Here is a 23,387-nt window from a genome sequence, read left to right on the forward strand (position 1 = left end):
AACTCAATATAAAAAGTCATCAAGATCGTAATAACAAGAAATTCACAACGTATTTTACTCAACCACGTGCTTTACTCATTGGCTTAGCATTGATGGGAGCGACGCAAATGTCTGTGGCGGGTCCAACAGTCGATCAGCTCAGTGATTGTTTAATGAAATCCACGACAGCAACCGATAAAACCGCTGTTTTACAATGGACATTTGTAGCTTTGTCTTCACATCCTGATTTAAAAGCGTTTAGCAATGTTTCCGCTACACAAAAAGAGCAGCTCGATAAAAACTTAGCAGGTGTGTTGCAACGCATTATTGTTGAGCAATGTTCAGCCCAAACCAAAGCGGTGATTCAAGCTGAGGGCATACAAGCTGTAGGCAATAGTTTTCAAGAACTTGGGCGCAGTTCAGGGGAGGAAATTTTGAAGAATCCTGAAGTGAAAGAACAGCTAAAAGGCGTGGTCCGTTATATTGATTTAAACAAATTGGTGGTGACTTTTTTAACACCTGATATTTGGAATAAATTGGGCTTAACCCGTGAGTAGTTCACTCATTCATTGAGTATGCTGATTCAAAGATGGTCTTGTAGAAAGGGAATGTGAATGATGTTGAATAAACTGTTAGTCGTTGGGCTGATCTGTGTAAGTGGTATGACTTTAAGTCATGCGGATAGTCCGAAGTTATCGAAGCAGTACACAACCTGTATGGATAAATCAGGTGGTGTAACAACCAAAATGCATGCCTGTATTTCCACTGAAATTAAACTACAAGATGTTCGTTTAAACAAAGCCTATAAATCACTTACGACTTCTTTAGATTCGACCCGTAAGAAACAGTTGCAACAAGTTCAACGGACATGGATCAAGTACCGAGACCAAAACTGTGATTTCTATGCCGATCCTGATGGTGGTTCAATAGCTAGAGTAAATGGTGGAATCTGTTTAATGGAAACGACAGCTTTAAGAGCTACAGAACTAGAAAATTTTTCAGCAGAGTATTAATACACTTATAAACGCTCAATACTGCATTTAATCATCTAACTAAAAAAGAGAATGCCTATTAATGTGCATTCTCTTTTTTATTTAAAGCAAATGAAGTCTGTTTCATTAATGACTTTTAACTAACTTCATTTGACGTTTAGTTAAAAATTAAAACGCTTTTGCCTTTGGTGTGACCATCAAGGATGTCGCTATAGGCTTGTTGAGCTTGCTCAAATGGATATTCACGGCTGACTGCCCATGTGTAACGTCCATCAGCCACGCCATCGACCACGTGTTGTAAGTTAACAATATTTCGTTTGACCCAAACAGGTTTGATGCGTGCAGAGGAAAGCTTACGTCCTGCGATTGAACCCATAAAGCCGTCTGCTTTCACTGTTGCAAGGGAGGCTTGAGTGGCATCTTCATTGCCAATCATGTCGATAGAGGCATCAAACTTTTCAGGGTGAACTTGGTTTAATCGTTCAACCAATCCTTCGCCGTAGATTACAGGGATCGCCCCAAGTATTTGAATATAGTCTTGATTTGAGCTGGATGCCGTTGCAACAACCGTCATGCCTTTATTGACAGCAAGTTGAATCAGTACTGAACCGACGCCACCTGATCCACCATGTACTAATAATGATGAAGCAGGACCCATTTCATCGAGTATGGTCATGGCTGTTTGTGCAACACCTGCGAGTGTTCCTGCGACTTTCCATTCGATATTTTTGGGTTTTTTAATCAGGTTTTCGAGTGGTACATCAATGACTGTGGCATGGGTAAATGATCCGCCTGAACCAAGCACTTCATCGCCTACTGACCATGTATTTTGTGAGCCGTCTACTTCTGCAATGATGCCTGCGTATTCTGTTCCGAAAGTTTGTGGGAGGTTGGCATGTTTGAACTCACCTGTCATGCGTCGTGCATCGATGGGGTTAATCCCAGAGGCTTTGACCTGAATTCGTGCCATGCCTGAAGCAAGCGGTGGAAAGGTATGTTGTTCGAGTTTAAGTACGTCTGATGGTCCATATGCATGTGCAAGTAGTACTGTCGTGTTCATTTAGTTTTGCCTATTTCTTAATCTATAGATTGATTATAGGCAGGCGATGTTTATAGATTACAGACCGAAATTTGCATTAGATTTTTCTAAAAATAGAATAGTGCTGTTTAAAAGGTGACTCTATGTCTTTAGTTGGATGATTTTAATTAAGGGTTAGAAAAAACATTTGATCTGGTGATTTCTTTAAAAAATGATAAATTTATTTTTGGAGCTTAATAGAGCAAAAATATGACTATGGAATATTCTTTTACACGTGCCGATATGCTGGGTCATTATTCATTACCTAACACGCTTGGGATGTTAAGAGCAGAATTTCAAATTGATACGACGCTCATTGTTATGGATTACTTGCAAGAAAACGAACATCTGTTAGATACATATCTATTAAAAATGAGTAAGCGGCTTCAGCAAGATTATGATGAAAAATCATTGATATTACAAAAAGCTAAGCAAACCATTAGGTGCACTTTTTCGGACATAGATGAAGTGATTGAGCTCTATGAAGGGTATAGCGGTCTGACATTTGATACAGACTTATTTTCACTACTTAGCTTGCATTATCAGTGGAATACAATAGATATGCATGTTGATTATCACTGTGTCACTTCTTGGAATAGCTTTAATAGCTGTTCATTTTCTGATGGGTTTTTAGAAGTTTTTTTAGATAAAGAATATAATTTGATTTTGAAAATTCCAGAGCATTTTTATTTGAACTTTAGAAAAATGGATGGAAAAATTTTTACGTTATAGTGCTTTATAAATTCTTCAATGGTTGGTAGAGGGTTATATCACTGAGTAAAGTCTACTTTTAAAGGTGATATTTAAAGTTTTTTTAATACACCTATGTCTAAGCTTCTCCTATTGATTAGATAAATTTTTAAAATATCCTGGTATGTGTGTAAACTTAACAGATAAAAAATAGAGCTAATTATACTTCATGAAAATACCTGAATTACCTACAACGATTTTTGATCAAAAAAGATTTAAATGCCCTCATTGTGGTGCTTTTGCTCATATGAAATGGGAGAATTTATTTTTCATGGTTTATGATGAACAAGGTAATGAGCATAATATTCAAACAAGAGTTCATCAGGCACATTGCGCATCATGTGATAAAGAAAATATTTGGTATAACAATCGGGAAGTTTCGGGATGGATAGGGCTCCAAGGTATCCCACGACCTAGTAATGATTCTGAGTGTTTAAGATTATTTCCAATAAATGAGATTTTTAATCAAGATATACCTGAGTATTCATCTGATATGCCAGATAATGTAAAGGAATTATATAAAGAAGCAGCGTTGATTTTCGAATTATCACCTCGTTCAGCTGCAGCATTAATCCGTTTAGCATTAGAAAAATTATGTGAGTATTTAGGTGTAAAAAAGAAAAATATTAAAGAGTCGATCGAAGAGTTGGTTATAAAAAATATTATTCCTTTAACTGTTGCAAAAGCTGCTGATAATATCAGATTGATTGGAAATGCAAATGTACATCCGGGGATTATTTGTGATGAAATTCTAGAAGATATTAACCCAGCTATTTTTACTTATATAAATTTAATAGTCGATTACGCAATTACAAAGCCAAAGAAAATTGAAGAAATTAATTCTTTATTTCCTGAGCAAAAAAGAGCTTCATTGTAGGTTTGAAAAAACCCGCTTTAAAGCGGGTTTTCTTTTAAAGAAAGATCAGATCAACCAATCAATTTCTTCATTAATTCATTTACTTGTGCAGGGTTCGCTTTACCTTTCGCTGCTTTCATCACTTGACCAACAAGACCGTTAAAGGCTTTCTCTTTACCAGATTTAAACTCTTCAACCATCTTCTCGTTGGCAGCAAGCACGTCTTTAATAATCGCTTCAATCGCGCCTGTATCAGTTTCCTGTTTCAAGCCTTTTTCCGCAATGACTTCATCCGCAGTTTTGCCTTCATCCCACATAAAGCCGAAGACTTGTTTCGCGATCTTACCGTTAATTGTGTTGTCCACAATACGTGCAATCATGCCACCCAATTTTTCAGCAGTTACAGGAGAATCAGCCAAATCTAAGCCTGCTTTGTTTAAAGCACCTGAGAATTCACCCATCACCCAGTTCGCCGCAATCTTACCTTGTGCAGCACCGCCAGCAGCAGCCACAACAGCTTCATAGAAGTCTGCCATTTCACGAGTCAGCGTAAGAACGTGAGCATCATACTCAGTTACGCCAAAGTCAGCCACAAAGCGCTCACGACGTGCAGCAGGCAACTCAGGTAAGTCAGCACGAGCCGCTTCAATTTGAGTATCAGAGATGATCACTGGCAACAAGTCAGGATCAGGGAAGTAGCGGTAATCGTTCGCTTCTTCTTTAGAACGCATTGAACGCGTTTCCATCTTCACAGGATCGAACAAACGCGTTTCTTGGTCGATGGTGCCATCCCATTCGAGGATTTCCATTTGACGTTCAATTTCAACATTGATCGCTTGTTCAATGAAACGGAATGAGTTGAGGTTTTTAAGCTCACAACGCGTACCAAATTCATTGCCCGGACGACGTAAAGACACGTTACAGTCACAACGGAAAGAACCTTCCGCCATGTTACCGTCAGAAATACCTAACCAGCGCACAAGCGTGTGAATCGCTTTAATGTAAGCAACCGCTTCTTCAACTGAACGCATATCTGGTTCTGATACGATTTCAAGTAACGGTGTACCCGCACGGTTCAAGTCAATGCCTGACATACCTTCAAATTGGTCATGGATTGATTTACCAGCATCTTCCTCAAGGTGAGCACGAGTCACGCCAATGCGTTTTACCGTACCATCTTCAAGTTGAATGTCGATATGACCCAAGCCCACAATCGGGTTGTCCATTTGGCTGATTTGGTAGCCTTTAGGCGAATCAGGGTAGAAGTAGTTTTTACGAGCAAATACAGAAGCTTGGTCGATATAAGCATCGATACCTAAACCAAAGCGAATCGCAAGATCAACCACTTCTTTATTCAATACTGGCAATACACCCGGCATTGCTAAATCTACAAGACTTGCTTGAGTATTTGGATCATTACCAAACACTGTTGACGAACCAGAGAAAATTTTAGAATTGGTCGCAAGCTGTGTGTGAATCTCGATACCAATAACGACTTCCCAGCCATCAATTAACAATGACTTAGGCTTAGTAGCATTCTTAGACATTATGCATTCTCCTCAGCAATTGCAGCGCGTTTTGTATGCCAATCCGTTGCTTGTTGATACTGATGTACCACAGACAACAATTGCGATTCTGACCAGTAGTTACCAATCAACTGTAAGCCAACAGGTAAGTTGTCTTTGTCAAAACCAACAGGCGCGTTAATTGCAGGAAGACCTGCCAAGTTCACCGCGATGGTGTAAATATCACCCAAATACATTTCTACTGGAGAAAGGTTTGCACCAATCTTATAAGCCGTCGTCGGTGCAGAAGGCGCAGCAATCACGTCTACAGATTCAAATGCTTTTAAGAAGTCTTGTTGAATGAGACGACGTACTTTTTGTGCTTTCACATAATAAGCATCGTAGTAACCCGCAGACAATGCATAAGTACCAATCAGGATACGTTGCTGAACTTCTTTACCAAAACCTTCTGAACGCGAACGTTTGTACAAGTCCATGAGGTCTACTGGATTTTCACAGCGGTAGCCGTAACGTACGCCGTCAAAACGTTGTAAGTTAGAAGATGCTTCCGCAGGTGCAATCAGGTAATAGGTTGGAACATAGGCATCAGTCATGGTGAGATCAATCTCAACCAATGTCGCACCCATCTCTTCCAATTTTTTCAATGATTCTTCAACACGTGCTTTTACATCAGCATCTAAGCCAGCTACGTTAAAGTATTGCTTAGGAATACCAATGCGTAAGCCTTTTACCGATGTGCCATTTAAGTTAGCAACATAATCATCAACGTCTTTGTTTACAGACGTTGAGTCTTTTACATCATGACCCGCAATCACGTTCATGAGGTAAGCGCAGTCTTCAGCCGAGCGAGCCATTGGTCCACCTTGATCCAGTGATGATGCATACGCAATCATACCGAAACGTGATACACGACCATATGTTGGTTTTAAACCCGTTAAACCGCAGAAAGATGCAGGTTGACGAATCGAGCCCCCTGTATCTGTACCTGTTGCAATTGGAGCAAGATCAGCAGCAACTGCAGCAGCAGAACCACCTGAAGAACCACCCGGAACATGATCAAGTGCCCAAGGGTTTTTGGTCGCACCAAAGTAAGAAGACTCAGAGGTTGAACCCATGGCAAATTCATCCATGTTCACTTTACCTAAAGTGATCAAGCCTGCTTCAATCCCTTTAGCAACTACAGTTGCATCGTAAGGAGAGATAAAGTTATCTAAGATTTTAGAACCAGCAGTGGTTTTAATGCCCTTGGTACAAAAAATATCTTTGTGTGCCAAAGGAATACCCGTCATCAAACCAGCCATACCTGATTTTAATAGACCATCTGCCGCATCTGCTTGGCTTAATGCAAGTTCAGGTGTCACAGTCACATAAGATTGAACTTGAGCGTCAATTTTTGCGATACGGTTTAAATAGTGTTGAGTCAACTCGCGTGATGAAAACTGAGCGGATTTTAGACCTTCAGCCATTTCGCGAATAGATAAGCGATGTAAATCAGTCATGAGTACAATTCTTTACGTTCAAATTTAAATACGATTTAGGGCGAAATTATTCGATCACACGAGGAACAAGGTATAGACCATCCTGAGTTGCAGGCGCTACAGCTTGATAATCCTCACGGTGATTTTGTTCTGAAACCACGTCTTCACGTAAGGGTTGTGGATTGTCAAATGGACTCTTTAAAGGTTCAACACCATCGGTATTAATACCTTTCAAGGTTTCCATCATTCCTAAAATTTTATTTAAACTTTGAGCATATTCAGCAGATTGCGTCTCGTTCAGTGACAAGCGCGCTAAATGAGCAATGCTTGAAACGGTTTGTGCATTTAAATCTGCAGAATGCTGAGCATCTGAAGCTGACATGATGTCTCACCTAATCAGTATTAAAAAATATTCAAATATCGTGTGTTATAATAAGCGATTGACTTGTTCAAATCATCACATTTAGTTAAAGTTGCCATCTTACGACCATATAACGTTTAATTGAGAACGAACCGTGATTCTAAAACGACTAATTGGCTTGTTTTCGCCAGATCTTGCCATTGATTTGGGTACAGCTAATACACTAATTTATGCGCCAGGACGGGGCATTATATTAAACGAACCGACGGTTGTGGCGATTCGCCATAGTGGTTCACAAAAAATTGTTGCCGCAGTCGGCCTTGATGCAAAACAAATGCTGGGTCGTACACCTGCAAATATTTCTGCAATTCGTCCAATGAAAGACGGTGTAATTGCAGACTTCGAAGTAACCGAAACCATGTTAAACCAATTTATTGGTAAAGTGCATGAAAAACGTTTATTCCCACCTGCACCTCGTGTTGTGGTTTGCGTACCGTGCAAATCGACATTGGTAGAGCGTCGTGCAATCCGTGAAGCGGTATTCAATGCAGGCGCACGTGATGTGCGTTTAATTGAAGAGCCGATGGCTGCTGCGATTGGGGCGGGCATGCCAGTGGAACAAGCTTGTGGTTCAATGGTTGTCGATGTGGGTGGTGGTACGACCGAGATTGCAATTATTTCACTTCAAGGTTGTGTATATGCTGATTCACTGCGTATCGGTGGTGATGTATTTGATGAGCAAATTATTCATTACGTACGTAAAGCACACGGTTGTATGATTGGTGAAACCACGGCTGAATTGATTAAAAAAGAAGTGGGTATGGCATTGCCTGATGAAGGTGCTAAACCACTTGAGATCGAAGTTCGTGGTCGTAATCTTGCAGAAGGTGTGCCTCGAGCGATTACCGTTACCTCTGATGAAATTACCCAAGCGATTTCTGATCCCTTACAAAGCATCGTTTCTGCTGTGAAATCGGCGCTTGAACAAACACCTCCTGAATTATCTTCTGATATTGCAGAGCGCGGTATCGTATTGACTGGTGGTGGTGCATTGTTGCGTAACTTGGACAAACTATTGTCTCAAGAAACGGGCTTGCCAGTTGTGGTTGCAGAAGATCCACTTTCTTGTGTAACACGTGGTGGTGGTAAAGTATTGGAATTCTTTGATAATCCAAATCACGATATGCTATTCGTAGGCTAAGAAAGGATCTAGGCGGTGCAACCGAATCTTTTTTCAAGACAACCGCCATCTTTTCGTTCCTTCATCATTGCGGTTGTTACCTGTTTCGTGGTGCTGATTTTCAATTGGCGCATGCCACATGTGGTACAACCCGCAAGAGATGTCTTGTATGCTGCATATAATCCAATCTATGCGATCGCAAGTTATCCTGTTTTATCGAAAGAATGGCTAAATCAACAAACCAAGTCTGAAGCTCAATTGCGCCGTGAAAATACTGCGATGCAAGCTGAACTACTGCAGGCTCAAGTTCGTCTACAAAAACTGTCTGAACTTTCTGCTGAAAACACCCGATTGCGTGGACTACTTGATACCCCTCTAATTATTGATGGGCGTATGGAAATATCTGAAGTCATCGGTACGGATGCTGACCCTTTACGTCATATTATTATTGTTAACCGTGGTTCTGAAAATCAACTTAGAGTTGGGCAAACGGTACTCGATGATAAAGGTATTATGGGGCAGATTATCAATGTCTATCCGCATAGTAGTCGAGTGATGTTGCTCTCTGATAAAGAACATTCACTTTCCGTGCGTTTAGAAAGTTCGGGAATGCGTGCCATCGTGACCGGTACGGGTGATTTAGAACGCTTAAAAATGGAATATGTGCCGACCAGTGCCAATATAAAAGTCGGAGATAAAGTGTTTAGTTCAGGCTTAGGGCAACATTTCCCAGCAGGTTATTTGGTGGGTACAGTTTCTAAAGTGAAGCGTGAAAACACTGGTGAATTTGCACAGATTGATGTAAAACCAGCGGCTCAACTTTCAGGTGGTCATCATGTGGTGGTGATGTTCTCAGACTCATTAGCAATGGAGCAACCTCATGCTCAACGCTAAAAAAATCACTGCTGATAAACATAAAGATCCACTCATTGCGATTATTGTTTCCGTGATTATTTGTTCAGTTCTGGTGGTTTATCCACTGAACTATACGTTGGCTGGATGGCGACCATTGATCATGCTGATGGTGACATTATTTTGGATTTTGTGTCAGCCGTCATGGTGCGGGGTCTGGTTTGCTTTTGGTATTGGTCTATTTACCGATTTATTACTTGATGCACCATTAGGTCTGAATGCATTGAGTTATGTATTGATCACCTTTATTGTCAGATATTTTATTCGTGAAAGACGCGTAATGACCTTTGCCAATACATGGATCATCGTCAGTATGTCTGTGGTTGCACATTTAGTGTTTATCCTGCTTGCTCAAGTGATTTCAGATGTACAAAGCTCGATTACTCGTCATTGGTTGCCTTTAATGAGTAGTATTGGCTTATGGCCAGTACTGTATTATTGTTTAAAAAGATGGCGCGCATAATTTTGGCGTCGAGTTCGCCTCGACGCAAAGAACTGCTTGAACAAGTTGGGCTGAAATTTGAAATATTCAGTCCAGATATAGATGAGTTTGTACATGTTGGTGAAAGCGCAGATCATTATGTACAACGCCTAGCAGAACAAAAAGCACAAGCCATTTTAGCTCAATTTCCCGATGCGATAGTCATTGCGGCAGACACCAGTTTAGTGTTAGATCATAAGATTATTGGAAAGCCTGAATCGAAACAGCATGCATTTGAAATTTGGACAGCATTATCCGATCGTCAGCATGATGTCCTCAGTGGTGTATGTGTGCTGTCATCTGAATGCGATCCGAATACTATTCAAAGTATGGTTGTTCGAACCAAAGTATATTTCCAAAAGCTCAGTCAGCTAGATATGGAACAATACTGGGCGACTGGTGAACCGATTGGAAAAGCGGGAGCCTATGCCATTCAAGGTTATGCAGCACAGTTTATTCCACGCATACAAGGGAGTTATAGCAATGTTGTTGGCTTACCTTTATATGAAACATTGCAGTTACTAAAGAATATTGATCAAAGAAAATAGATTGAAGAAAATCGGTTAGTAGATTTATTAGAGAATATTTAGAGCTCGTGTTTAAGCACACAGCCACCCAGATGAAGCAAGATTAAGGCACTAAATTAATCTCGCGAACAAATTTTTATAATGTTTTGAGTATTTTTATGTCTGACGAATTGTTGATTAACGTCACCCCGACGGAAACACGGGTGGCTTTAATTGAAAATGGTACGGTGAATGAACTATTTGTTGAGCGTGCTGCAAAACGTGGTTTAGTGGGTAATATTTACAAGGCTAAAGTTGTTCGTGTCTTGCCGGGTATGCAAGCTGCTTTTGTAGATATTGGTTTATCACGTACGGCTTTCTTGCATATCAATGACATGGTATGGCCACGTAATCAGCCAACTCCTAATGTTTTTGAATTACTGCAGCCGGGTCAAATCCTGACTGTTCAAGTGATGAAAGACATGCTTGGAACCAAGGGAGCGCGACTGAGTACAGATCTCTCTATTCCTTCAAGATACTTGGTGATGATGCCTTATGGTCATCATACTGGCGTTTCACAGCGTATTGAATCAGAAGAAGAGCGTGATCGCTTACGCTCGATCATTGAACGGATTCAAGCGGAACATAAGCTACCAGGTTCAGTGATTGTCCGCACTGCTGCGGAAGGTATTGCTGAGGAAGCGATTGCGCAAGATATGGCGTATTTGGCTAAGCTTTGGGAGTTTATTCAGCGTAAGCAAAAAAGCATCGTTGTACCTTCACTTGTTTTTGAAGAATTACCTTTACCTCAGCGGATCATTCGTGATTTGGCAAATGAAGATACAGTTAAAATCCAAGTCGATTCTCGTGAAGTTTTCCAAAAGCTACAAGAGTTTGTCGATGAGTTTGTTCCAACGATGCATGATCGTTTGAAACATTATCCTGGCGAATGCCCAATTTTTGATTTGTATAATGTCGAAAATGATATTCAAAAGGCTTTACAGACACGTGTAGCGTTGAAGTCTGGTGGTTATCTGATGATTGATCAGACTGAAGCTATGACCACGATAGATGTGAATACTGGATCGTATGTTGGTGGTCGTTCTTTAGAAGACACCGTCTTTAAAACCAATATGGAAGCGACTCAAGTGATTGTGCGTCAATTAAGACTGCGTAATTTGGGCGGCATTATCATTATTGATTTTATCGACATGCAAGAGGCACAGCACCGTGATGAGGTCCTCAAACAGTTTGAAGAAGTTTTAGAAAAAGATCATGCCAAAACTAAAATCACTCAGGTTTCTGAATTAGGTTTGGTTGAAATGACGCGTAAGCGTACACGTGAATCTTTAGAACATTTGCTCTGTGAATCATGTCCAACCTGTCAAGGTCGTGGATATGTCAAAACTGCCGAGACAATATGTTACGAGATATTTCGTGAGATATTGCGATATTCGCGCGATTTTAAGTCACAGATTGGCTTTACTGTCGTCGCCCATCCTCAAGTGGTAGATCGTCTTTTAACGGTAGAGGCAACAGCTGTCTCGGATTTAGAGCATTTTGTTAAACGTGTCATAAAGTTTCAAGTCGAAAATTTATACACGCAAGAGCAATACGATATCATTCTGAATTAAATTTGTAACAGAATTTCATTAAACAGTTGTTACATCTGAAATTTTACATTCAAGTCTGACTTCACAATACTAGTGCCTATGGATGCAAGTAGCCAAAGGTTAGGAAAAACCTTAGCAAATGTGAGGTGAATGATGAGTATGGCTGAACAAATTTTAAATCGTGGTATGAAACATGTGTTAGAGACACAAAAGAAAAATGCATGTGTGATGGTGAATGACCAAGGTCAAGAAGTTCAAATTACCAAAGCGATGGTTGTGGTCGCATGTCAACAATTGTTAAATCAATGTCGAAATATTAAAAATTAAGGGGCTTATCAAAAGCCCCTTGGTTTATTTCTGAATTTTAAAATTTATATCTTTAAGCTATGTATTCACACAGTTATGCATTGGCACTCATTTTAGCTTCGATTTCAATTACATCTTTCTCAGCAATAATCTGTTCAAAAATTTGAATTTCATCTTCCAAATGAGTCAATAGATTTTGCATTTTGGGTAATGCATTACGACAACCCGTTAAACCCACTTCAAGTTTACCTAAGTAACTGGTCATCGTGATATTCAATGCTTGCCCATCTAAAATGATGGATGCAGGGTAGAGTGCATCTAATTTTGCACCATTCCAGTACAAAGGTTCTGTTGGGCCTGGGACATTAGAAATTACAATATTGAAGGCTTGGCGCTTAGGCATCACGCCTGAAAGGATATTTAGACCTGCTGCACCATAAACAAAAGCACTGTAATTTAAAATTTGATTCGATGTCATTCTACGGAAGCGTGTTTTGGCATTTTTTACGCTACGAATAATAATGTCTAAGCGATCTAGCGGTTGGTCTTTATGTGTTCCCAGATTGGCTAAGATCATTGTGATTCGATTACTGAGATCAGAGTTGTCATCGCGTACAGAAGCAGGGACCATTGCAATTAAAGGCTTTTTTGGTAGAGCATTTTGGGACAGTAAATACTCTCTAAGCGCTCCTGAGCAAATCGCGAGAATAATATCGTTAATGGTTACACCGAGTGATTTAGCAATATTACGTAAGCGATCAAGTTCAAACGATTGTGCCGCAAAGCGACGAGATGCACTGACTCGTTGATTTAATAGACTACCCGGCGCTTGGAAACTAGACACGTAATCAGGATTTCGCATTTCCTTAAACACAGTTTGATAGAGTTCTTGTGTTACTTTGGGTGCAATGGCAATCTGTTCTTTTAATGTGCTAATCACCGTTTTTAAAGCAGGTACAGGCGGAGCTTTAAGACGTTTGGCACGCTTACCTTCAATACACCAAGGAGGAACAATCGATTTCTCATTTGGATCTTTCGACAGAGATTTTTCGATCAAACGCATACCTGCTACACCATCGACCATTGCATGATGTATTTTGAAGAACATGGCAAAACGATTGCCTTCAATCCCTTCAATAATATGACATGTCCAAAGTGGTTTTGCGCGATCAATTAAGGCGCTATGTTCTTGAGAGATGTAGACCAATAACTCCCGAATACGTCCCGGATGTGGTAAAGCAATATGTCGGAAATGATGATCAATATCAAACTCTTCATCTTCATCCCAGAACAATCCATTTAAACGATTATTAAAAGGAGGGATCGGGATCGATTTTGATTCACGAATGTCGGTAACCAAATCTTGAATAAAAGTGCTTGAAGCGTCTTTAGGAATTTGAAACAAAAACAAACCCCCAACATGCATAGGCTGTTGGCGTTTTTCTAAGCTTAAAAAAATAAAATCTAGGGGGTGCAAAGGTCGCATAGTTTTAGATTGCCTCACTGCAATATATCTAAATCGCTTTTTAGAATTATAGGTCCATTCAATTTGAGTATAGTTCTTTTTATGTATGAATTGCCAAGAAAATAATGAATATCGGGTATAAAAAGCCACTTATAAAAGTGGCTTTGTTTCTATTTCTTTAAGTTTCCAGCATGGAGTCCGCATTCTTTGTGTGTTGCTTCTTCCCACCACCAGCGACCTTCACGTTCGTGCTGATTAGGTAAGACGGCACGCGTACATGGTTCACAGCCAATTGAGGTGAAACCACGTTCATGTAATGGATTATATGGAATTTCCATTAAGCGAATATAGTTCCAAACGTCACTGCTGCTCCAATTGGCCAGTGGATTATATTTGAGCAAATTTTTACCTTCGCCTGAGAATCCAACATCATGTTGAATCACTGGAATCTCAGTGCGTGTCCCTGGGCTTTGATCTTTACGTTGCCCCGTAATCCAACCATCTAAAGTTGCTAGTTTTTTGCGAAGCGGTTGAACTTTACGAATACCACAACATTCTTTGTGGTCATCTTGATAAAAGCTGAATAACCCCTTTTCATTGACAAGGTTTTGAACCGCTTCAGATTCAGGAAAGCAAAATTCAATTTTAATATTGTAGTGCTTACGAACTGTGTCTAGAAATTGATACGTTTCTGGATGAAGACGACCTGTGTCTAAACTAAATACACGATAAGGCTTTCCTGAGTTGTGTGCCATATCAATGAGAACCACATCTTCAGCACCTGAAAATGAAATGGCAATTTCACCCTCTTGGCTAAGAGCTAGTTCTAAAATTTCGTTGGGAGATTTATTGGCATATTCAGATGCAAGCGCATCTACAAGGTCAATCGTTGGAATTGTGGTCATGGGTGTCCTGGCTATAGGCTTGGAAACATCTAAACCTATATTAATTTATTTCATGTAGATTTTAAGGTAAATCTTAAATTCAACTTATCACTAAAAAATAAAAGCTTATGAAAAAAATAGATTTAAAAAAGAACAATGCATTTCAAAAATCTTCGGTTATGATAAGTCAAAATTTTATCAACGTGTTAAAGAGGGATGGTTCATGGAAGTTGTATGTCTAGATCTAGAAGGCGTTTTGGTTCCTGAAATTTGGATTAACTTTGCAAAGAAAACAGGGATTAAGGAGCTAGAAGCAACGACTCGTGATATTCCAGATTATGACGTCTTGATGACTCAACGTCTGAACATTCTGCAAGAGCATGGTTTGGGCTTAAATGATATTCAAGCTGTGATTGCAGACATGGGACCTTTCCCAGGGGCAAAAGAGTTTGTAGAGTGGGTAAGTACTCATTTTCAATTGATCATTTTATCTGACACCTTCTATGAGTTTGCACATCCTTTAATGAAGCAATTGGGTTGGCCGACAATTTTCTGTCATAAGTTAGAGACAGATGAAAATGGCATGATTTCAGCGTATAAACTGCGTCAACCTGATCAAAAACGTAAAGCGGTGCAAGCTTTGCATGGTTTGAATTTCCGTGTCATCGCAGCAGGGGATTCATATAACGACACCACGATGCTCGGTGAAGCAGACGCAGGTTTCTTGTTTGATGCGCCTGAAAATGTGATTGCGGAGTTCCCACAGTTCCCACCAATTCATGGTTATGCGGCACTCAAAGAAGCTATTCGCAATGCTTCGGTACGTGATATTCCGGCTTAATTTAATATTTAAGCGATAAAAAAGGGCATCCGAAGATGCCCTTTTTTTCGTTTAACCCATTTTGACCCCATCAAAATGAATTAGAAACGGTAACCAATTTTCAAGCTATAACCGATAGCATTGTTGTCATCAAAATCTGCTACATATTCTGATGTACCAAAGTCAGAAGCAACTTGTGCTTTAGCATCACCTAACCAGAAGTATTTAACACCAGCTTGGATGAATGATTGTGGAGTAGGAGAGAATTGACCACCTAAGCCAACACTCCAATAGCCCTCAGTTGGACCAAGAGTAGAAACAGGATTACCCGCACCTGAGTCCCAACCAACCATTACAGTACCAGCCCATTGGTCATTGAATTTACGACCAACACCGACGTTTGCTGAAATTTGATCATCTTCATATGCAACTAATGCAAACTTGTTTTGAACAAGATCTGCAGCAGCTAAACGGTCTGCAACTTGACCAAATTTATGCGGTTTGATTGAGAAATTAGACCAATCTACCCAACGTAATTGAGCAAAAGCGACCGTATTTGCCATGATCCCAGTTTGGAAATCTAAATTAACAGACTGAGGCGTTGTGATTTTAGTTGAGCCTTCAGTGAATTCCTTGTTATCGAACACAGTCGTTGTAAAAATTTTGATGCCACCAATGTTTTCATCAACATTTGTTTTGTGATCAATTTCAGAACGGTAAGTGATAGACGCTTTTAATGCGATTTCTGGAATTTGATATGAAAAACCTGCTAACCAACCTACTGCAGAATCTTCACTAATTTTTGCATCATAAGGTGAAACTTTACCATCAGCATTTGTAGGGCGTCCACATAAAACTTCACCAGCACACAGACCAGAACCGAATGGGCCGTATGCACTACCACGCAAGCTCACCTGACCTTTAACTGTTTGATAAACACCGCCAGCATAAACATTGATGTTTTTGTTTGGTTGAAAACCAAAGATTAAAGATAAGTTTTGCGTATCCACATCAACGTTCGTACCTTCAGTTCCATCATGGAATGCACCTGAATTACGGATAGAAGCATGTGCAGTTGAAGGGTTAGGTGATGCGTTACTTGGACCGCCAGTATGCGTTTTATCTTTTGTTGAGTATTCAGCTTTAGCACCAAATGGCTGGTCGTAAATTAAACCGAACGAAAGGTTGTCGGTCATTTGTACTTTTAGAGCAGCATTATAAAACTGATAGCTTTCAGCCATATCCGAAATGTCAGTTCCGCCAATTTGACCACGAGACTGATTCGCTGGCGTCCAACCTTCTCTGACTTTACCAGTAACTTCAGCATCTAGTACAGAAATGCCTGCTTCAAAGTAATTATCTGGTTGTAGAAAAGCTTGAATCGATTGACCAGAACGATCAAGAGCAGCAGCAAATGCTCCAGAAATTGGCAAGCTTGATAATAAAATTGCAGTACTTAATATTTTTAATTTCATCTTAATGATAGTCCATTCTTTGTTACTAATAACTAGAATCTTTCTGTTATGTAAAAGGTGATATGTATTACATTTTTTTTCATACCACAAACATAAAACTAACAGAACAAAAAAAAGAGTAAAGACTCTAAAAGACAGTTTTTTTAAAAAAAAAGCTATCGACACAACTAGTAATATCGTTATTTTTATTTTTTTTAAAATAATTTGTTGAAATATATAAATTAATTTAAAATTCTTAATAGCATTTGAGAATATAATATTTTTAACTCGACTGTTCTTTTTTTGATCAAAATTTAAAAAGTAAATGATTTATAAAATAATTTTAACGATGATTTGATTCAAAATTCTTATTTATTTAGGGCTATATTCTAAAAAAATACATCGATTTTTACACTTATAAAAATTGATAATGCTTATAAGAAATTTCTTGTTGAATAAATTCTGTTTAAAATAATTAAATAAAGTATGGCTATTAAGGAAATTTAAAACATTTTTTCTTGATTAAAAATAGGAGTTTGGAGTTTCGTTCCATTACCAAGTAAACCATATATAGATATTTAATTTACTTGTTTTTTACTATGAATTTATGGGGTCAATCTAACAATTAAATTTGTATTCTTGTAAGTATGTTTCATGAAAATATAAAAAAGGATACTTAAGCATCCTTTTTTATATTTGAAACTTAGAACCGGTAACCAATTTTTAAGCCATAACCCATAGCCGTGCTATCTTCAAATTCAGCCTTTGGCGCGCCACCTGTTTGTGCTGTTGCATCTCCAAGCCAGAAGTATTTCACACCGGCTTGAATAAATGTATGCTCAGTTGGACTATATTGACCGCCCAAGCCTACACTCCAAAAACCTTCAGTCGGACCCAATGTTGTGACTGGGTTACCTGCACCTGAATCATAGCCAACGGTTGTTGTGCCTGACCATTTTGAATTGAATTTATGTCCAATGCCCACAGTCGCAGAATATTGATCTTTTGAATAATCGATTAAATTTTGATTAATAAGCGTGTGGGATAACAGCGATGGACTCACGACAAAGTTGTCCCAGTGCACCCACCGCATATTGGCGAACGCCAAAGTATTGCTAGCAATACCGGTTTGTAAATCTACATTGACAGATTGAGGGGTGATTGCATTGACAGGACTGTTGACTTCACGTAGATCGATTGGTAAAGCATTGCCTACATATCCTGCCGGGATATAAAGATTTGAGCTTTCTTCTGCAAATGCTTTGTGTTTAATTTCAGAGCGATATGTCACAGCAGCTTTTAAGGCAATCTCAGGAATTTGATAGGCAAAACCTGCCATCCAACCATAGGCTTCTTCTTGATCAACATCAATATGATAGCCACTGAGCGTTGCACCATTGGATTTACTGTAGGCTTTTCCTTTTAAGGAAATATCAGCTTCAACCGTTTGCCATACTGGACCTGCATAAATATTCCAATGTTCTGTCGGCTGATAACCAATTAAAGCGCTTAAGTTATGAGTACGGACTTTAACTTGAGTACCTTCATTTGCCGTAGCAAAGTTGGATCCATCTGCTTGATAACTTGCATCTGCTCCAAAAGGTTGATCATAAAGGAGACCTAAAGAAATCTTATCGGTGGCTTGAACTTTAATGGCTGCTGAAGGAAAGTAATAATCATCTCCCATATCGCCCACAGCGTTAGCATCGTAATCTTGACCTTTGACGGTTGGATCTAAAACCGAAATACCGGCTTCAGCATAATTTCCACTCTGTAAAAAAGCAGAAATTGACTGACCAGAACGATCTAAGCCTGCTGCAAATACAAGACTGGTTGGAAGAGTGGAGAGTAGAATAGTAGTGCTAATAAGAGATAATTTCATGAATATTCGATCCCTGAAAGCCAAAATGGCAAAAAAAAGTGTGTGAAAAATAACACAATAAAAAAAAGAGTAAATACTCAGTTTTTTGTTGGGAACTATAATGTAACTATAATTTGTTTGCTTTATAGGCTATATGTTTTCTATGTTAATGATTTAAAAATGAATTATAAGAATGAAGAGTTTATCAATTTTAAAGGATTGTTTGTTTTATAATTATACAAATAATTTACAATTGTATAGAAAATAAAAAAGACTGCATATGCAGTCTTTTTCTTTTATGGCTTATTTTAGAATTTATAACCAATTTTTAAACCATAAGCCCAAGCATCATTATCTTCAAACTCAGCTACATATGCATCTGTACCGAATTGTGCACCAGACTGAGCTTTAGCATCACCTAACATGAAGTATTTTACTCCGCCAGCAATAAAGGTTGCTGGTGTTGGGCTGTATTGGAGACCAAGACCAACGTTCCAATAACCTTCTGTTGGACCAAGCGTTGTAACTGGATCACCCGCACCTGAGTCCCAACCTAAAGACACATTGCCTGCCCATAGGTCATTAAACTTACGACCAACCCCCACTGTTGCAGAAATTTGATCATCTTCATAAGCAACTAAATCGAAACCAGCAGGCTGCTTTGTAACAGCTGTGACAGTTGATGATTGGCTTAATTGACCAAATTTTTGAGGGCGGATGGAAAAATCTTTCCAATTCACCCAGCGTAAGTTAGCAAATGCAACTGTATCAGCCATAATACCAGTCTGTAAATCTAAGTTTACAGATTGTGGAGTTGTTATAGTAGTTTTTGCATCAGTATAAGCTGTAAGCGGCGGGACAGTTTCAGTTATGTTGACTTTATGATCTATTTCTGAACGATAAGTTAAAGATGCTTTAAGAGCGATATCTGGAATTTGATATGCAAAGCCTGCTAGCCAGCCATAACCATCCGTTTCTTTAATTTTAGCATCATATGCAGGTAGATTTGAAGCTGGTAAAGCTCCCGCTATTGGATGTACTCCACCAAAGACGCTATAAGCCGATCCGCGCAATGCAACATTACCTTTTACAGTTTGGTAGACAGCACCACCGTATAGATTCCAATTTTCTGAAGGTTGAAATCCTACCAATAAAGATAAGTTTTGAGTGTCCACCTCAACTTTTGTGTTACCTTGATGCTGATTTGTAAATGCTGCAGTTTTAGTATATTCAGCATCAGCACCAAAAGGTTGGTCATAGAGTAAACCTACTGAAATTTGATCAGTTGCTTGAATTTTGAGTGCAGCAGTGGGGAAGTAATAATCTCCTGCCATGTCATCTGTTTTTTCACCAGTTCTGGTTGTACCAGAAACGTCTGGATCTAAAATAGAAATCCCTGCTTCAAAATAGTTATCTGGTTGCAAAAATGCAGAAATAGATTGTCCTGAACGGTCTAATGCAGCTGCAAAAGCTCCAGCCGTAGGTAACGATAATAAGATGGCAGTTGTTAATGTTTTTAATTTCATTTGAATCTTTCCCTAACATTCTAACGAATTGAACTTTTAGTTTTTGCTTTGATTTGCGTTCAGTATGGTTACAAAACTGAAATCTAAAGTTACTTGTGAGAACAAAATAGCACATAAAAAAAAAGAGTAAATACTCTAGAAAAATAGAGTATTTACTCTTTTTGAGTTTAATCAAAATTTAATAATTATGATATTTTTAAGAAATATTCGTAAATTAATGATATTTAATGAAATAATGTTAAGATTTTCTTAACTTGTAATTATTTAAATTACTTTTTATATTGAGTGATTTATATTCAATTGGTATTTTTTGAACTTAATAGTTCAAAAAAAGAGCGCATATGCGCTCTTTTTCAATGATTTAGTTATGTATTTAGAATTTATAACCGATTTTTAGACCATATGCTAAGGCATCATTGTCTTCAAACTTACCAACAGGAACTTTAGCAGTTTGAGCATCAGCATCACCGAGCATGAAATATTTAACTCCACCAGCAATGAATGTTGCAGGAGTTGGACTAAACTGAGCACCTAGACCTACGTTCCAATAGCCTTCTGTTGGTCCTAGTGCAGTTACTGGGTTACCAGCACCAGAGTCCCAACCGACTGAGAAATTACCAGCCCATTGATCATTAAATTTTCGACCAACACCTACGTTTGCAGACCACTGATCTTTAGAGTATTCAATAATATTTGCACCTTGGCCACCATTTAGAAGGCTTAATTGTGGGTGCAATCTGGTAAATGTTCTAAACTTTGAAACATCAATATCTAAGGAACTCCACTCTACCCAGCGTACATTTGCAAAAGCAACAGTATTTGCCATGATTCCAGTTTGAAAATCTAGGTTTACAGATTGTGGTGTCGTAAGTTTAGTATCTTTAGATGCACCTGGTATTGAAGCAACTGCTGCTCCACCTTCAACTGTTTCAAGTTCATGATCAATTTCAGAACGATAAGTTAAGGATGCTTTGAGAGCAATATCAGGGATTTGGAATGCAGCTCCAGCAATCCAACCAGTCCCACTATCTTTTTTGAAGGTTGCGGTATATTGCAAACTTGTTAAAGCAAGATCCCCCTTAACTTCTTGGTAAGCACCACCACCGTAGATGTTGATATTTTCATTTGGTTGGAAACCAACAAGTACGGTTAAATTCTGTGAGTTAACTTCAACATTTGTACCTGCTAGCGGTGCACCGGTAGCTTCAACTCGCCCATCGCTATACGAAGCATCAGCACCAAAGGGTTGATCATAGAGTAGACCAAAAGAAAACTTTTCAGTAGGTTGAAGCTTTAACGCTGCAGTAGGAAAGTAGTAGTCATCCCCCATATCACTAATATTTCCAAAACGACTTTTGCCCGACACAGATGGATCTAAAACTGAAATCCCCGCCTCAAAATAGTTGTTAGGTTGTAGGAATGCACTGATTGACTGTCCCGAACGATCCATTGCAGCGGCATAGACACCAGAAACAGGTAATAGAGCGAGTAATACAGAAGAACTGATGGCTTTTAATTTCATTTTATCTATCCTTAGATAATTTAAAAATATTATGATTTTTGAGCTATTTTTTTACTTAGCTTTGAAGTGGAAAATAAGCATATTTTATTTATTGGTTATTTTTCACTCTTAATTTCAACATAGCATAAAGATCGAGAGATGCAACAAATAAATATGACAAAACTGACGAAATAAATGAGAAAAAAGGTCAATGATTGAATAGTTATGTGAAGTAGTTTTATTTTTTTTTTGAGGTCTGCGCTTTGCGGGACTCGAACCCACGCCGGTCACTTAGGAGGCAACTGCTCTATCCAGTTAAGCTAAAAGCGCATTGAGTGTGAATATTTATATGAACTTTATTTTAATGCAATCATTTAAAAAAGTTTACGATATATTGTTGATAAAAAGGGCATTAAATTTTAATGCCCTAGATCTACTGATTATTTACTGCTATTTAAACTTTTATACAGAATCATCATAATCACGATCCACACAGGAATCATAATCACAGACTCTTTAAAGCCTTGAGTCCACATGATAAAAAGTACGACTGCAATGAATGCTAGAACAATGAAGTTACCTAAAGGTGTCCAAAGAGCAGGGAATTTAGTGATTTCACCTGTCTTTTTCATTGCTTGTTTAAATTTCAAATGTGTCAGAGTAATCATTGCCCAGTTCAAGACGAGTGCGCCAACTACGATGTAAATCAAATGTCCTAAAGCATCTTCTGGAACAAAGTAGTTCAGTAATACACATCCGAAGATGAGTAATGCAGAGAACAATACCGCTGGAATAGGTACGCCGGCTTTATTGGTTTTTTCAAAAATTTTCGGCGCATTGCCTTGTTTTGCTAAACCAAACAACATACGGCTATTTGCATACATACCACTGTTATAAACAGAAAGTGCTGCAGTCAAAATAATAAAGTTGAGTAGGTGAGCTGCCCAGTTGATACCAAGCTGACTAAAGATCATTACGAATGGACTCTTATCTAAGCCACCTAGATCAAGCTGGTTCCATGGCACTAAAGATAAAAGAATCGTCAAAGAACCGACATAGAAAATAAGGATTCGGAAAACCACTTGATTAATGGCTTTGGGAATCGTTTTCTCTGGATTTTCAGCTTCTGCAGCCGCCATGCCGATGAGTTCAATACCACCAAATGCAAACATGAGGAAAGCAAGCATGAAGAACAAGCCTTCAAAACCATTTGGGAAGAAACCCCCATGCGCCCATAAGTTGCTAAATGATGCTGTAGAGTCTTCACCTGCAGTGAAAAGCAAGAATAGACCAAACACAATCATTGCAACGACTGCAGTCACCTTGATGATTGATAGCCAAAATTCTGATTCACCGTAGAATTTCACATTACCTAAGTTGACTAAGGTAATAATAATAAAGAAGGTCAGTACAGATGCCCAAGCAGGGATATGAGGCCACCAGTAGTTAATATACTTCGCGACGGCAGTGAGCTCTGTCATTGCTACGAGAATATAAAGGATCCAATAATTCCAACCTGCCAAGAAGCCAGGGAATTTACCCCAATAGCGATTTGCAAAGTGGCTAAAAGAACCTGCAACAGGTTCATGAACAATCATTTCCCCGAGTTGACGCATGATGAGAAATGCGATGAGACCACCAATTGCATATCCTAAGATAATTGATGGGCCTGCAGACTGTATGACTTGCGCAGATCCTAAAAATAAACCAGTACCAATTGCGCCACCCATGGCAATCAATTGAATATGACGATTTTTGAGGCCGCGCTGAAGTTGAGAAGAATTGTTATCCAATTTATTCAGCTCGCCGAGTGATTTTAAATCATTGTAATAGATTGATTTCTTTTAGCCTAGTAAAT

22 protein-coding genes and 1 tRNA gene are annotated in these 23,387 nt (G+C 38.9%); 11 read left to right on the plus strand and 12 right to left on the minus strand.

Annotated features, from left to right (window positions below; all coding sequences use genetic code 11):
- Nucleotides 1–92: 92 nt before the first annotated feature.
- Nucleotides 93–536 (plus strand): hypothetical protein, encoded by a 444-nt coding sequence (locus AC5YDM_RS03260; protein WP_496150912.1) that lies wholly within the window; start codon nt 93–95, stop codon nt 534–536.
- Nucleotides 537–593: 57 nt separating this feature from the next.
- Nucleotides 594–992 carry a lysozyme inhibitor LprI family protein gene (locus AC5YDM_RS03265; RefSeq protein ID WP_496150699.1) on the plus strand — a complete coding sequence of 133 codons (399 nt, stop codon included), beginning with the start codon at nt 594–596 and terminating at the stop codon, nt 990–992.
- Nucleotides 993–1,128: 136 nt separating this feature from the next.
- Here AC5YDM_RS03265 and AC5YDM_RS03270 read toward each other — a convergent pair whose 3' ends face one another.
- Nucleotides 1,129–2,031: an NADP-dependent oxidoreductase gene (locus tag AC5YDM_RS03270; RefSeq protein WP_496150700.1), complete on the minus strand. Its 903-nt coding sequence runs from the start codon at nt 2,029–2,031 to the stop codon at nt 1,129–1,131.
- A 228-nt stretch (nt 2,032–2,259) separates the two neighbouring features.
- Here AC5YDM_RS03270 and AC5YDM_RS03275 point away from each other — a divergent pair, with 228 nt between their 5' ends.
- Together AC5YDM_RS03275 and AC5YDM_RS03280 are read left to right on the plus strand one after the other, a co-directional pair.
- The gene (locus AC5YDM_RS03275) at nt 2,260–2,781 is read left to right on the plus strand and encodes a hypothetical protein (protein ID WP_496150701.1); all 522 of its coding nucleotides are present in this window, start codon (nt 2,260–2,262) and stop codon (nt 2,779–2,781) included.
- A 187-nt stretch (nt 2,782–2,968) separates the two neighbouring features.
- Entirely contained in the window at nt 2,969–3,676 is a 708-nt protein-coding gene (locus tag AC5YDM_RS03280) for a DUF4145 domain-containing protein (protein WP_496150702.1), read from the plus strand.
- 50 nt (nt 3,677–3,726) lie between these two features.
- Here AC5YDM_RS03280 and gatB read toward each other — a convergent pair whose 3' ends face one another.
- The 3 genes from gatB to gatC are packed head-to-tail and all read right to left on the minus strand — an operon-like array spanning nt 3,727 to nt 7,041.
- Nucleotides 3,727–5,202 (minus strand): Asp-tRNA(Asn)/Glu-tRNA(Gln) amidotransferase subunit GatB, encoded by a 1,476-nt coding sequence (gene gatB / locus AC5YDM_RS03285; protein WP_496150703.1) that lies wholly within the window; start codon nt 5,200–5,202, stop codon nt 3,727–3,729.
- The gene (gene gatA / locus AC5YDM_RS03290) at nt 5,202–6,680 is read right to left on the minus strand and encodes an Asp-tRNA(Asn)/Glu-tRNA(Gln) amidotransferase subunit GatA (RefSeq protein ID WP_496150704.1); all 1,479 of its coding nucleotides are present in this window, start codon (nt 6,678–6,680) and stop codon (nt 5,202–5,204) included. The genes gatB and gatA overlap by 1 nt, the downstream gene beginning before the upstream one ends.
- 46 nt (nt 6,681–6,726) lie before the next feature.
- Nucleotides 6,727–7,041 carry an Asp-tRNA(Asn)/Glu-tRNA(Gln) amidotransferase subunit GatC gene (gene gatC, locus AC5YDM_RS03295; protein WP_496150705.1) on the minus strand — a complete coding sequence of 105 codons (315 nt, stop codon included), beginning with the start codon at nt 7,039–7,041 and terminating at the stop codon, nt 6,727–6,729.
- A 133-nt stretch (nt 7,042–7,174) separates the two neighbouring features.
- Between gatC and AC5YDM_RS03300 the strand changes: the two genes are divergently transcribed.
- The 6 genes from AC5YDM_RS03300 (at nt 7,175) to AC5YDM_RS03325 (ending at nt 12,039) form a co-directional block, all read left to right on the plus strand.
- Entirely contained in the window at nt 7,175–8,221 is a 1,047-nt protein-coding gene (locus AC5YDM_RS03300; protein WP_496150706.1) for a rod shape-determining protein, read from the plus strand.
- A gap of 15 nt (nt 8,222–8,236) precedes the next feature.
- On the plus strand, nt 8,237–9,094 hold the full coding sequence (mreC, locus tag AC5YDM_RS03305) for a rod shape-determining protein MreC (RefSeq protein ID WP_496150707.1): 858 nt from the start codon (nt 8,237–8,239) through the stop codon (nt 9,092–9,094).
- A complete protein-coding gene (gene mreD / locus AC5YDM_RS03310; protein ID WP_496150708.1) occupies nt 9,081–9,575 on the plus strand; it encodes a rod shape-determining protein MreD in 495 nt (164 codons plus the stop codon). The genes mreC and mreD overlap by 14 nt, the downstream gene beginning before the upstream one ends.
- Nucleotides 9,563–10,141, plus strand: a complete 579-nt coding sequence (locus AC5YDM_RS03315) for a Maf family nucleotide pyrophosphatase (protein WP_496150709.1) — start codon at nt 9,563–9,565, stop codon at nt 10,139–10,141. The genes mreD and AC5YDM_RS03315 overlap by 13 nt, the downstream gene beginning before the upstream one ends.
- Nucleotides 10,142–10,278: 137 nt before the next feature.
- Nucleotides 10,279–11,733: a ribonuclease G gene (gene rng / locus AC5YDM_RS03320; protein WP_496150710.1), complete on the plus strand. Its 1,455-nt coding sequence runs from the start codon at nt 10,279–10,281 to the stop codon at nt 11,731–11,733.
- Nucleotides 11,734–11,871: 138 nt separating this feature from the next.
- A complete protein-coding gene (locus AC5YDM_RS03325) occupies nt 11,872–12,039 on the plus strand; it encodes a PA1571 family protein (protein ID WP_496150711.1) in 168 nt (55 codons plus the stop codon).
- 73 nt (nt 12,040–12,112) lie between these two features.
- Here AC5YDM_RS03325 and AC5YDM_RS03330 read toward each other — a convergent pair whose 3' ends face one another.
- Together AC5YDM_RS03330 and AC5YDM_RS03335 are read right to left on the minus strand one after the other, a co-directional pair.
- Nucleotides 12,113–13,504 carry a WS/DGAT/MGAT family O-acyltransferase gene (locus tag AC5YDM_RS03330; protein ID WP_496150712.1) on the minus strand — a complete coding sequence of 464 codons (1,392 nt, stop codon included), beginning with the start codon at nt 13,502–13,504 and terminating at the stop codon, nt 12,113–12,115.
- A gap of 149 nt (nt 13,505–13,653) precedes the next feature.
- A complete protein-coding gene (locus tag AC5YDM_RS03335) occupies nt 13,654–14,388 on the minus strand; it encodes a phosphoadenylyl-sulfate reductase (protein ID WP_496150713.1) in 735 nt (244 codons plus the stop codon).
- Between the two features lie 202 nt (nt 14,389–14,590).
- Between AC5YDM_RS03335 and thrH the strand changes: the two genes are divergently transcribed.
- Nucleotides 14,591–15,208, plus strand: coding sequence for a bifunctional phosphoserine phosphatase/homoserine phosphotransferase ThrH (thrH, locus tag AC5YDM_RS03340; RefSeq protein ID WP_496150714.1), 618 nt, complete (start codon nt 14,591–14,593; stop codon nt 15,206–15,208).
- 80 nt (nt 15,209–15,288) lie between these two features.
- Here thrH and AC5YDM_RS03345 read toward each other — a convergent pair whose 3' ends face one another.
- From AC5YDM_RS03345 to AC5YDM_RS03370, 6 genes are all read right to left on the minus strand, one after another.
- Nucleotides 15,289–16,662 (minus strand): outer membrane protein transport protein, encoded by a 1,374-nt coding sequence (locus AC5YDM_RS03345; RefSeq protein ID WP_496150715.1) that lies wholly within the window; start codon nt 16,660–16,662, stop codon nt 15,289–15,291.
- 682 nt (nt 16,663–17,344) lie between these two features.
- On the minus strand, nt 17,345–18,523 hold the full coding sequence (locus tag AC5YDM_RS03350; protein ID WP_496150716.1) for an OmpP1/FadL family transporter: 1,179 nt from the start codon (nt 18,521–18,523) through the stop codon (nt 17,345–17,347).
- Between the two features lie 287 nt (nt 18,524–18,810).
- A complete protein-coding gene (locus AC5YDM_RS03355) occupies nt 18,811–20,028 on the minus strand; it encodes an OmpP1/FadL family transporter (protein ID WP_496150717.1) in 1,218 nt (405 codons plus the stop codon).
- Between the two features lie 373 nt (nt 20,029–20,401).
- Complete coding sequence (locus AC5YDM_RS03360) at nt 20,402–21,550, minus strand: OmpP1/FadL family transporter (protein WP_496150718.1); 1,149 nt, start codon at nt 21,548–21,550, stop codon at nt 20,402–20,404.
- A gap of 236 nt (nt 21,551–21,786) precedes the next feature.
- Nucleotides 21,787–21,859: transfer RNA gene (locus AC5YDM_RS03365), tRNA-Arg, on the minus strand.
- A gap of 110 nt (nt 21,860–21,969) precedes the next feature.
- Nucleotides 21,970–23,322: an amino acid permease gene (locus AC5YDM_RS03370; RefSeq protein ID WP_496150719.1), complete on the minus strand. Its 1,353-nt coding sequence runs from the start codon at nt 23,320–23,322 to the stop codon at nt 21,970–21,972.
- Nucleotides 23,323–23,387: the final 65 nt, after the last annotated feature.

It is taken from the genome of Acinetobacter sp. CY81 (genome assembly GCF_059515925.1).

Excerpts from the sequence above, each read along its gene's own strand:
- AC5YDM_RS03260 (WP_496150912.1), top strand. The coding sequence starts at position 93 with ATGGGAGCGACGCAAATGTCTGTGGCGGGTCCAACAGTCGATCAGCTC.
- AC5YDM_RS03325 (WP_496150711.1), top strand. The coding sequence starts at position 11,872 with ATGGCTGAACAAATTTTAAATCGTGGTATGAAACATGTGTTAGAGACA.
- AC5YDM_RS03330 (WP_496150712.1), bottom strand. The coding sequence starts at position 13,504 with ATGCGACCTTTGCACCCCCTAGATTTTATTTTTTTAAGCTTAGAAAAA.
- AC5YDM_RS03360 (WP_496150718.1), bottom strand. The coding sequence starts at position 21,550 with ATGAAATTAAAAGCCATCAGTTCTTCTGTATTACTCGCTCTATTACCT.
- AC5YDM_RS03270 (WP_496150700.1), bottom strand. The coding sequence starts at position 2,031 with ATGAACACGACAGTACTACTTGCACATGCATATGGACCATCAGACGTA.
- AC5YDM_RS03315 (WP_496150709.1), top strand. The coding sequence starts at position 9,563 with ATGGCGCGCATAATTTTGGCGTCGAGTTCGCCTCGACGCAAAGAACTG.
- AC5YDM_RS03335 (WP_496150713.1), bottom strand. The coding sequence starts at position 14,388 with ATGACCACAATTCCAACGATTGACCTTGTAGATGCGCTTGCATCTGAA.
- gatC (WP_496150705.1), bottom strand. The coding sequence starts at position 7,041 with ATGTCAGCTTCAGATGCTCAGCATTCTGCAGATTTAAATGCACAAACC.
- mreD (WP_496150708.1), top strand. The coding sequence starts at position 9,081 with ATGCTCAACGCTAAAAAAATCACTGCTGATAAACATAAAGATCCACTC.
- AC5YDM_RS03345 (WP_496150715.1), bottom strand. The coding sequence starts at position 16,662 with ATGAAATTAAAAATATTAAGTACTGCAATTTTATTATCAAGCTTGCCA.
- gatB (WP_496150703.1), bottom strand. The coding sequence starts at position 5,202 with ATGTCTAAGAATGCTACTAAGCCTAAGTCATTGTTAATTGATGGCTGG.
- AC5YDM_RS03265 (WP_496150699.1), top strand. The coding sequence starts at position 594 with ATGATGTTGAATAAACTGTTAGTCGTTGGGCTGATCTGTGTAAGTGGT.
- gatA (WP_496150704.1), bottom strand. The coding sequence starts at position 6,680 with ATGACTGATTTACATCGCTTATCTATTCGCGAAATGGCTGAAGGTCTA.
- rng (WP_496150710.1), top strand. The coding sequence starts at position 10,279 with ATGTCTGACGAATTGTTGATTAACGTCACCCCGACGGAAACACGGGTG.
- AC5YDM_RS03280 (WP_496150702.1), top strand. The coding sequence starts at position 2,969 with ATGAAAATACCTGAATTACCTACAACGATTTTTGATCAAAAAAGATTT.
- AC5YDM_RS03275 (WP_496150701.1), top strand. The coding sequence starts at position 2,260 with ATGACTATGGAATATTCTTTTACACGTGCCGATATGCTGGGTCATTAT.
- AC5YDM_RS03350 (WP_496150716.1), bottom strand. The coding sequence starts at position 18,523 with ATGAAATTATCTCTTATTAGCACTACTATTCTACTCTCCACTCTTCCA.
- thrH (WP_496150714.1), top strand. The coding sequence starts at position 14,591 with ATGGAAGTTGTATGTCTAGATCTAGAAGGCGTTTTGGTTCCTGAAATT.
- AC5YDM_RS03355 (WP_496150717.1), bottom strand. The coding sequence starts at position 20,028 with ATGAAATTAAAAACATTAACAACTGCCATCTTATTATCGTTACCTACG.